Origin of the sequence: Plantactinospora alkalitolerans (assembly GCF_015690345.1) — a bacterium.
Classification (GTDB): Bacteria; Actinomycetota; Actinomycetes; order Mycobacteriales; family Micromonosporaceae; genus Plantactinospora; species Plantactinospora alkalitolerans.
Genome location: NZ_JADPUN010000186.1, coordinates 1 through 8,155, shown reverse-complemented (window position 1 = coordinate 8,155; position 8,155 = coordinate 1). Strand labels below are relative to the sequence as shown.

Sequence of the window (8,155 nt, the reverse complement as noted above, 5' to 3'; positions counted from 1 at the left end):
TCCCGGTACGGGCGGGGCCTGCCGACCGGGCAGGCGGTGGCGACGACCGCCGGGAACCTGCCGGCGAATTGGGTGGTGCACACCGTCGGACCGGTCTGGTCGGCGTCGGAGGACCGGTCGTGGATGCTGCGCGACTGTTACGCCAACAGTCTGCGGGTCGCCGACGAACTGGGAGCCACCTCGGTGGCCTTTCCACTGATCTCGGCCGGCGTCTACCGCTGGCCGGTCGAGGACGCGGTGCGGCAGGCGTTGACGGTGCTCGGGGCCGCGCACCCGGCCACGGTCTCCAGCGCGCGGCTGGTGCTCTTCGACGCCGCCACCCACGCGACCGCGACCCGGGTACGCCAGCGGCTGCCGACCGGCCCGCCGCCCGTCGGCGACGGCGGCCCGGAGGACTCAGGCCGACCGGCGTAGCACGAGTTCGGTGGGGAGTATGACCACCGGCTCGATCCGCTCCCCGGCGGCCAACCGGAGCAGTTGGCGGGTCATCGTCCTGCCGAGGTCCTGGATCGGCTGCCGTACGGTGCTCAGCGGCGGGTCGGTGTAGACGGCCAGTTCGATGTCGTCAAAGCCGATCACGGCCACGTCGTCGGGCACCCGGCGGCCGGCCTCGCGCAGCGTACGCAACGCGCCGTGCGCCATCAGGTCGGAGGCGATGAAGACGGCGTCCAGGTTCGGGTCCTTGTCGAGGAGTTCCCGCATCGCGACCGCTCCCGACTCCCGGGTGAAGTCGCCCAGCGCGACGATCTGCTGGCGTTCCGCCTCCCGCAGTTCGGCCCGGTAGCCGAGAAGGCGCTCGATTCCGGCGACCATGTCCGGCGGCCCGGCGATGGTGGCGATCCGTTGCCGACCGGAGTCGAGCAGGTGCCGGACCGCTCTGCGTACTCCGCCGATGTGGTCGACGTCGACGTACGCCACGGGGACGGATGCCTCGCCGAGCGGACGGCCGCCACAGACCACCGGCAGCCCGGTTCGGGCGAGTATGCCGGGCAGTGGGTTGTCGCCGTGCAGCGAGGCGAAGAGTACGCCGTCGACGTGCCCGCCCAATGCGTACCGCTCGACCCGCTGCTGGCTGGCCGCCGACTCGGTCAGGGTCAGCACGAGTTGCTTGCCGGCGGCCTCCAACTCCCGGCTGACCCCGAGGATGATGCGGGGGAACACCTGGTCGTCGGAGAAGACCCGGGTGGAGGCCTCCGGCAGGATCAGCGCGATCGAGTCGGTCTGCTGGGTGACCAGGCTGCGGGCGGCGAGATTGGGTACGTACCCCAGTTCCTGGACCGCCCGCCGGACCGCCTGCTGGATCGGCTCGGCGACAGTCGTCGAGCCGTTCACCACCCGGGACACGGTGGCCCGGGACACTCCGGCCCGTTGGGCTACCGCCTCCAGCGTGGGCCGCGCACGAGCCATCGCCATTTCCGCTCCTCAGCTCCTTCGCCGAGAAATCGTTTCACGTGGTCGTGAAGGTCAACAATCCGTCGGGCGGTTCGGGCGGGTCGGCTCAACTGCCGGCGCGCAGCCCTTCCAGCAACTGGGCTTCGCCGGCCACGTCCAGGGCGTCGAAGCCGAGCCGGCCCCGCAGTGCCAGCAGCAGGTCGCTGGCGGTACCCGAGATGTGGGCGCGGGCGTGGTGGTCGTCGGTGTCCAGGATCGTGTCGGTGTCCAGCAGCGCGACCCCCTCGCCGCGCAGCCGGAGGAACCACTCCTGGCCGGCGTCGACCGCGACCAGTTGGACCACGCCGTGCCACGGCTGGTCGGAGGCCCGCCGGCCGGCCGGCAGCCAGGTGTCCAGCACCTCGCTGATGCCGTCGGCCGCGAGCTTTGCCTCGATCGGCTCACCGGCGGCGATCGCCATCTGGGCGTCCCACCGGTGCACCGCCGTCTCGAGCGCCATCCGGCGGTGCCAGAAGCCGGCCTTCTTCGGCTGGGGCGCCCAGTTCCACGCCGGGGCCTCCGGGTCGAGCCGGTCGAGCACGGCCATCAGCTGGTCGAACTCCCACCGCCACCATTCGATCACCGCGGGGCCGGTCGGCAGGTCCTCGGGTACGACCTGAGGGGCCGGCGCCTGGACGGCCCCCAGGCTGGCCACGCCCCGGACCCACTGGTAGATCGAGCCGAGGTGATGCACCAGATCGGTCAGGTTCCACTCGGGACGGGACGGCACCCGGACGTCGAGCGGGGCTTCGGCGATCGCCGCGCCGAAGGTCGGACCCTCGGCACGTAGTGCCCCGATCCAGAAGTCCTTGGTGCCGTGCAGTCTGCTCATGACGATCCTCCCGTGCGACCGAGCCGCCACCGGCCGGGCTGCTTCCAGCCTAGGGCGAATGCCGGGCCGGGCGTTAATGGTGCCGGAGGAGCGCACCGACTCCACCGATCCGGGGGTGGCTGGTCGGCTGATCGGCACCTCGGGCCGGTGCGTGCCCGGGGTCGACGGACACCTACATCCATGCTAGAACAGGTACCATGCTTAGCAAGGAACTCGCAGCAGGCTTCCACCGTGGCGTCGGCCCCGTCGGCCCCGTCGCCCTCGTCGGCGGTTACCGCTAGCCGTGGAGCCGACAAGGTCAGCCACACTTCCCGGTCAACTGCGTCGGGGAACCCTGGAGTACTGCGTGCTCGCCCTGCTCCGGCCCGGCGAGCGTTACGCCCTCGACCTCGTCCGCGAACTCGGTGCGGTCGACGGCATGGTGACCAGCGAGGGCACCATCTACCCCCTGCTGTCCCGGCTACGCCGGGACGGCCTGGTCGAGACCGCCTGGCACGAGTCGCCGAGTGGGCCGCCCCGCCGCTACTACCGGCTGACCGAGGCGGGGCAGGGAAAACTCGACGAGTTCGTCGGTGAGTGGATCCGGTTCCGCGACGCGGTGGATTCCCTCGTCATTCCGAAGGAGAGCACATGAAGCCGACCACACCCGACGAACTCGTCCGGCGGTACCTGCGGAGACTCCGCGCGGAACTGCGCGAGCTGCCACCGGACCGCCGACGTGAGGTGCTCGACCAGATCGGCGAGCACATCGCCGTACGCCGGTCGGAGCCGGACGTGCGGAGCGCGGCGGAGGTGCGGGCGATGCTGGACCGGTTGGGTGATCCGGCGGCGCTCGGGGCGGACGCGCGGGAGCGGTTCGGCATCCCGCCGCCCCGGAGAGGTCCCCTTGAGACGCTGGTGCTGCTGCTGAGCTGGTTCGGCCCGCTGCTGGTGCTCGTTCCGAGCATCTTCATCCCGTTCGGGATGGTCCGGCCCTGGCAGGCCGTACCGGTGGTCGTCGCGGGGCTGCTCTGGCTGTCCCGGGTCTGGCGGCTCCGGGACAAGCTCACCGGAACGGCCCTGCTGCTCGGCTGTGTCGGGCTCTTCGTGATCCTGAAAGTGCTGGGCTTCCAGGACGTGAACCTGCCCTCGCTGGTCGCCGTCCTGCTTCTGCTCGTCGTGCCCTTCGGCGCGGCCGGACTCTACCTGCAGATTCGCCTCCGGCACCTCACCGCAGACACAACCGCCGAACTCGCCACCCGGTAGCCGTCGGCCACCGCGCCGGGTCGGCCACCGCGCCGATCAGCGGCCGGCCGTTCCGGAACCTGCTCAACGCGCCGGGGCAGCCGTACCGGGTGGAGCGACGGCCGCCCAGGCGACGGTGATCTCGCCGTGCCGCCACCGCGCCGGCCGGTCCAGTACGGGCCAGCCGGCCGCCCGGACGGCCTCGACGGTACGCAGCCAGCGTTGCCGGGGCCCGAAGGTCGCGTACGGGGCGGCGTCCCGCCAGCCGTCCTCCAGCGCCCGGATCAGCGCGTGTACGCCGGTGCCCGGCACGTTGTGATGGATCAGCGCCTTCGGCAGCCGCTCGGCCAGCGAACCCGGGCCGTCGAGTGTGGACAGCCGGGCGGCCAGGGTCAGCGAGCGCGGGCCGGTCGGGTCGACGAGCAACCAGGCCGCCAACCGGCCCAGCTCGTCACAGGTCCCCTCGACCAGTACGCCGCCCGGTTGCAGCGCCCCGGTCACGGTCCGCCACGCCGGTACGACCTCGGGTTCGGCGTACTGGCGGAGGACGTTGAACGCGCGGACCAGGATCGGGCGGAGTCCCGCCAGCTCGAATCCGCCCCGGCCGAAGGTCAGCCCCGGGGGGTCGGCGGCGGGCGCGGCGGCGTCGACGCGTACCGGATCGATCTCCAGCCCGACGACCCGGACGTCGGCCCGGACGGTGGCGGCCAACCGGGCGCGCAGCTCGACCACGGTGACCGGGCTGGCCCCGTAGCCGAGGTCGACCACCACCGGGTCCGGGGTGTCGCGGATCAGGTCCGCGCAGGTGGCCGCGATCCAGTTGTCCACCCGGCGCAGCCGGTTGGGGTTCGTGGTTCCCCGGGTCACCGCGCCGACGGGGCGCGAACGCGCGGCCGGCACGGCAGGCGTCAGCTTCCGGTGTCGGGCTGGACCCGGTGCACCTTGTGCTGGGCCGCCTGGGCCAGCGGGCGCACCACCAGCCGGTCGACGTTGACGTGCTGCGGCCGGGTGGCGCACCAGGCGATGCAGTCGGCGACGTCGTCGGCGACCAGCGGTTCCGCCACCCCGGCGTAGACCGCCGCCGCCCGATCGGCGTCGCCGCCGAACCGGACCAGTCCGAACTCGTCGGTCCGGACCATCCCCGGGTCGATCTCGATCACCCGGATCGGCCGTCCACAGAGTTCCAGCCGCAGGGTCTCGGCCAGCGCCGTCTGCGCGTGCTTGGCCGCCGCGTAGCCGCCGCCACCCTCGTACACGATCAGGCCGGCGGTGGAACTGAGCACGACGACGGTGCCGGCACCGGACGATTCCAGCGCCGGAAGCAGCGCCTGGGTCACCCGGAGGGTGCCGAGGACGTTCACGTCGTACATCCACTGCCAGTCGGCGACCGAGCCCAGCTCGACCGGATCGAGCCCTCGGGCGCCGCCGGCGTTGTTCACCAGCAGGGTGGCGGGGCCGGGCAGGTCCCGTACGGCTGCGGCCAGTCGCGCCACCGACTCGTCGGAGGTGACGTCACAGACCTGTGCGGTGGCCGTCCCGCCGGCGGAACGGATCTCCTCGACGAGCACGTCGAGCCGGTCGGCACGGCGGGCGGTGGCCAGGACGTGGAAGCCCTCGGCGGCGAGCCGGCGGGCGGTGGCGGCGCCGATTCCACTGGACGCACCGGTGACGATCGCGACAGAGGTCATCGGGACATTCTGGCTCAACCTGACCCGCCGACGTGATCTGGGCCCGAATGAGGTCGGTCACCTCCACGGACGCCCGGACGATTGGCTCCGGCCCGATCGGGAAGATGACACTCATCGAGGTGGTTGCTCTTTGCGGTACCCCGGTCGTGCGGGATGGCGTAACAACCGTGACAGAAGGAGCGGACGTGGCGGAACTGCACACCGGCGTTGCCCGGCAGCGAGGTATCCAACCGTGGCCGACGCCACGACGGATCGCCACCCTTTCCGTACACACGTCACCGCTGCACCAACCCGGCACGGGTGACGCGGGCGGCATGAACGTATACATCGTGGAGGTCTCCCGACGGCTGGCCGAGGCCGGCGTCGAGGTCGAGATCTTCACCCGGGCCACCTCCAGCGACCTGCCCCCGACGGTCGAGATGGCGCCCGGGGTGATGGTCCGGCACATCACGTCGGGGCCGTTCGAAGGGTTGGCCAAGGAGGAACTGCCGAGCCAGCTCTGCGCCTTCACCGCCGGAGTGCTGCGGGCCGAGGCCGCCCGACCGCCCGGCTTCTACCACCTGATCCACTCGCATTACTGGCTCTCCGGCCAGGTCGGCTGGCTGGCCAAGGAGCGCTGGGGGGTGCCGCTGGTGCACACGGCGCACACCCTGGCCAAGGTCAAGAACGTCCGGCTCGCCGAGGGGGACCGCCCCGAGCCGAAGGCTCGGGTGATCGGCGAGGAGCAGGTGGTGGCCGAGGCCAACCGGCTGGTCGCGAACACCGCGGTCGAGGCCCGTGACCTGATCGCCCGGTACGGTGCCGACCCGGCCCGCGTGGAGGTGGTGGAGCCCGGGGTCGACCTGGACCGCTTCACACCACCCCCGGCCGGCCGGGAGGCGGAGGTCCGGCTCGCCGCGCGACGCCGGCTCGGACTGCCCGAACGGGGAACGATCGTGGCGTTCGTCGGCCGGATCCAGCCGCTCAAGGCGCCGGACGTGCTGCTGCACGCGTTCGCCGAGCTGCGGAACCGCGAGCCACGGCTGGCCGAGACGGTCACCGTGGTCGTCGCGGGCGGGCCGAGCGGAACCGGCCTGGACCGGCCGACCGCGCTGATCGAACTGGCCGCCAAGCTGGGTATCGCCGACGCGGTGCGGTTCCTGCCGCCGCAGACCGGTGACGACCTGCCGGCCCTCTACCGGGCGGCCGACCTGGTGGCGGTGCCCTCGCACAACGAGTCGTTCGGCCTGGTCGCGCTGGAGGCGCAGGCCTGCGGTACGCCGGTACTGGCCGCCGCCGTGGGTGGCCTGGTCACCGCCGTCCGGGACGGGGTGAGCGGGGTGCTCGTCGACGGGCACGACCCGCTGGACTGGGCCAGGACGCTCGCCGGGCTGCTGGCCGCGCCCCGTCGCCGTGCCGAGTTGTCCCGGGGTGCGGTCGAGCACGCCCGCGCCTTCTCCTGGACACGTACCGCCGCCGGACTGCTGGCGGTCTACCGTGAGGCGGTGGCGGAGCACCGCAACCAGTTCGTCTCCGAGCTGGCGGACGGGGCGGCGGCGCTGCCACTGGCAACCTGCTGAGGCACGGCCGGGAAGGTGGGCGGATATGAGGTCCCGGACCGAGATCGGGCGCCTGATCGAGTCGGTGTGCGCCGAGCGGCAGTTGAGTTGCGAGTCGACGGGCGAGTTCTCGTACGCCGTCACCCTGCCCGGCACCCACAAGCTCAAGACGGTCTGCAACCTGATCGTCGGCGAGCACGCACTCCGGGTCGAGGCGTTCGTCATGCGACAGCCGGACGAGCGGCGTGAGGAACTCTGGACCTGGCTGTTGCAGCGCAACGCCCGGATGTACGGGGTGGCGTTCTCGGTCGACGCGGCCGGCGACATCTACCTGACCGGTCGGGTGGGACTGTCCGGGTTGAACGAGGACGAACTGGACCGGATCTTCGGCTCGGTGCTGACCTACGCGGACGACTCGTTCGACACCATGCTCGAGATCGGATTCGGTGCGGCGATCCGCCGGGAGTGGGAGTGGCGGGTCAAGCGGGGGGAATCCCTGGCGAACCTGCGGGCGTTCGCGCACCTCTTCGAACGGTCGGCGGTGGAAAACTCGGATTTGGACCGCCCCTGACGGGTATGCCCCCGCGGCGGCACCCGCACGTAGCGATGACCGTGCCGCCTGCCGAGGACAGACTGGGTAGGGAGCGTGAGGATCTCATGGTCCAACGGAACAGTTCCGGTCGCGGCGCAACCGCGACCGCCACGAGGCGCCGAGCCAGCAGTACGGCCGAGATCAACGAGAGCAAAATCGGCTCGATGAAGGCCGACGACATCCGGGGACAGCTCAGGAAGCGCGGCATCTCGGGCGTATCCGCGCTACGCAAGATGGACCTGGTGAAGAGCCTGGTCCGGACCCTGCAGGCGGAGAGCCGAGGCGGCACCGCCGTGAAGAAGGCCAGCGCGTCGCCGACCAAGCGGGTGAGCGCGGCGGCCTCCAGGCGGGCGAGCGCGAAGAAGGCGCCGGCCAAGAAGGCGACCGCGAAGAAGGCGCCAGCCAAGAAGGCCACCGCGAAGAAGGCCCCGGCCAAGAAGGCCACCGCGAAGAAGGCCCCGGCCAGGAAGACCACCGCGAAGAAGGCGCCGGCCAGGACGGCTGCCGCGAAGAAGGCGCCGGCCAAGAAGGCCGCCGCGAAGAAGGCGCCGGCCCGGAAGGCCGTGGCGGCCGCGAGCAGGACGACCGGGGCACGCAGGACGACCACGGCGTCGGCCCGGAAGGCGACCGGAGCCCGCAAGACCACCGCCGCGGCCCGGAAGACCACCGGAGCGCGCAAGACGGCGACGGGATCCGCGCGCAAGCCCGCGACGGCATCCACCCGGAAGGCCGCGACGGCACCCGCGCGCAAGAGCAGCACCGCCCGGGGGGCCACGAAGACGGCAAACGCCACCGGCGGGGCACGGACCTCGGGTGGGGCGCGGAAGTCCGCGTCGGCCGGGGGCGGTCG

9 protein-coding genes and 1 pseudogene are annotated in these 8,155 nt (G+C 72.1%); 6 read left to right on the top strand and 4 right to left on the bottom strand.

Translation table 11 applies throughout. The annotated features are described in order from the left end of the window. Positions 1-414 (top strand): macro domain-containing protein (locus I0C86_RS20220; RefSeq protein ID WP_196202826.1); only part of this gene is annotated, 414 nt, incomplete at its 5' end. Here the strand turns inward: I0C86_RS20220 and I0C86_RS20215 are convergent. Continuing rightward, positions 397-1,407, bottom strand: a complete 1,011-nt coding sequence (locus tag I0C86_RS20215; RefSeq protein WP_407676330.1) for a LacI family DNA-binding transcriptional regulator — start codon at positions 1,405-1,407, stop codon at positions 397-399. The genes I0C86_RS20220 and I0C86_RS20215 overlap by 18 nt on opposite strands. Before the next feature lie 91 nt (positions 1,408-1,498). Next, on the bottom strand, positions 1,499-2,263 hold the full coding sequence (locus I0C86_RS20210) for a maleylpyruvate isomerase family mycothiol-dependent enzyme (protein WP_196202824.1): 765 nt from the start codon (positions 2,261-2,263) through the stop codon (positions 1,499-1,501). Positions 2,264-2,546: 283 nt separating this feature from the next. Between I0C86_RS20210 and I0C86_RS20205 the strand changes: the two genes are divergently transcribed. Then, positions 2,547-2,897: a PadR family transcriptional regulator gene (locus tag I0C86_RS20205; RefSeq protein WP_323373744.1), complete on the top strand. Its 351-nt coding sequence runs from the start codon at positions 2,547-2,549 to the stop codon at positions 2,895-2,897. Next, positions 2,894-3,508 carry an HAAS signaling domain-containing protein gene (locus tag I0C86_RS20200; protein ID WP_196202823.1) on the top strand — a complete coding sequence of 205 codons (615 nt, stop codon included), beginning with the start codon at positions 2,894-2,896 and terminating at the stop codon, positions 3,506-3,508. The genes I0C86_RS20205 and I0C86_RS20200 overlap by 4 nt, the downstream gene beginning before the upstream one ends. Before the next feature lie 63 nt (positions 3,509-3,571). Here the strand turns inward: I0C86_RS20200 and I0C86_RS20195 are convergent, their stop codons facing one another. Next, positions 3,572-4,399, bottom strand: a complete 828-nt coding sequence (locus I0C86_RS20195; RefSeq protein ID WP_196202827.1) for a class I SAM-dependent methyltransferase — start codon at positions 4,397-4,399, stop codon at positions 3,572-3,574. Further along, the gene (locus tag I0C86_RS20190; protein WP_196202822.1) at positions 4,396-5,175 is read right to left on the bottom strand and encodes an SDR family oxidoreductase; all 780 of its coding nucleotides are present in this window, start codon (positions 5,173-5,175) and stop codon (positions 4,396-4,398) included. The genes I0C86_RS20195 and I0C86_RS20190 overlap by 4 nt, the downstream gene beginning before the upstream one ends. A 185-nt stretch (positions 5,176-5,360) precedes the next feature. Between I0C86_RS20190 and mshA the strand changes: the two genes are divergently transcribed. The 3 genes and pseudogenes from mshA to I0C86_RS20175 form a co-directional block, all read left to right on the top strand. After that, a complete protein-coding gene (gene mshA / locus I0C86_RS20185; protein ID WP_407676329.1) occupies positions 5,361-6,734 on the top strand; it encodes a D-inositol-3-phosphate glycosyltransferase in 1,374 nt (457 codons plus the stop codon). A gap of 25 nt (positions 6,735-6,759) precedes the next feature. Then, positions 6,760-7,284 (top strand): type III secretion system chaperone family protein, encoded by a 525-nt coding sequence (locus I0C86_RS20180; protein ID WP_196202820.1) that lies wholly within the window; start codon positions 6,760-6,762, stop codon positions 7,282-7,284. Positions 7,285-7,469: 185 nt separating this feature from the next. Next, a pseudogene (locus I0C86_RS20175) lies at positions 7,470-8,155 on the top strand (hypothetical protein); the annotation flags it as partial.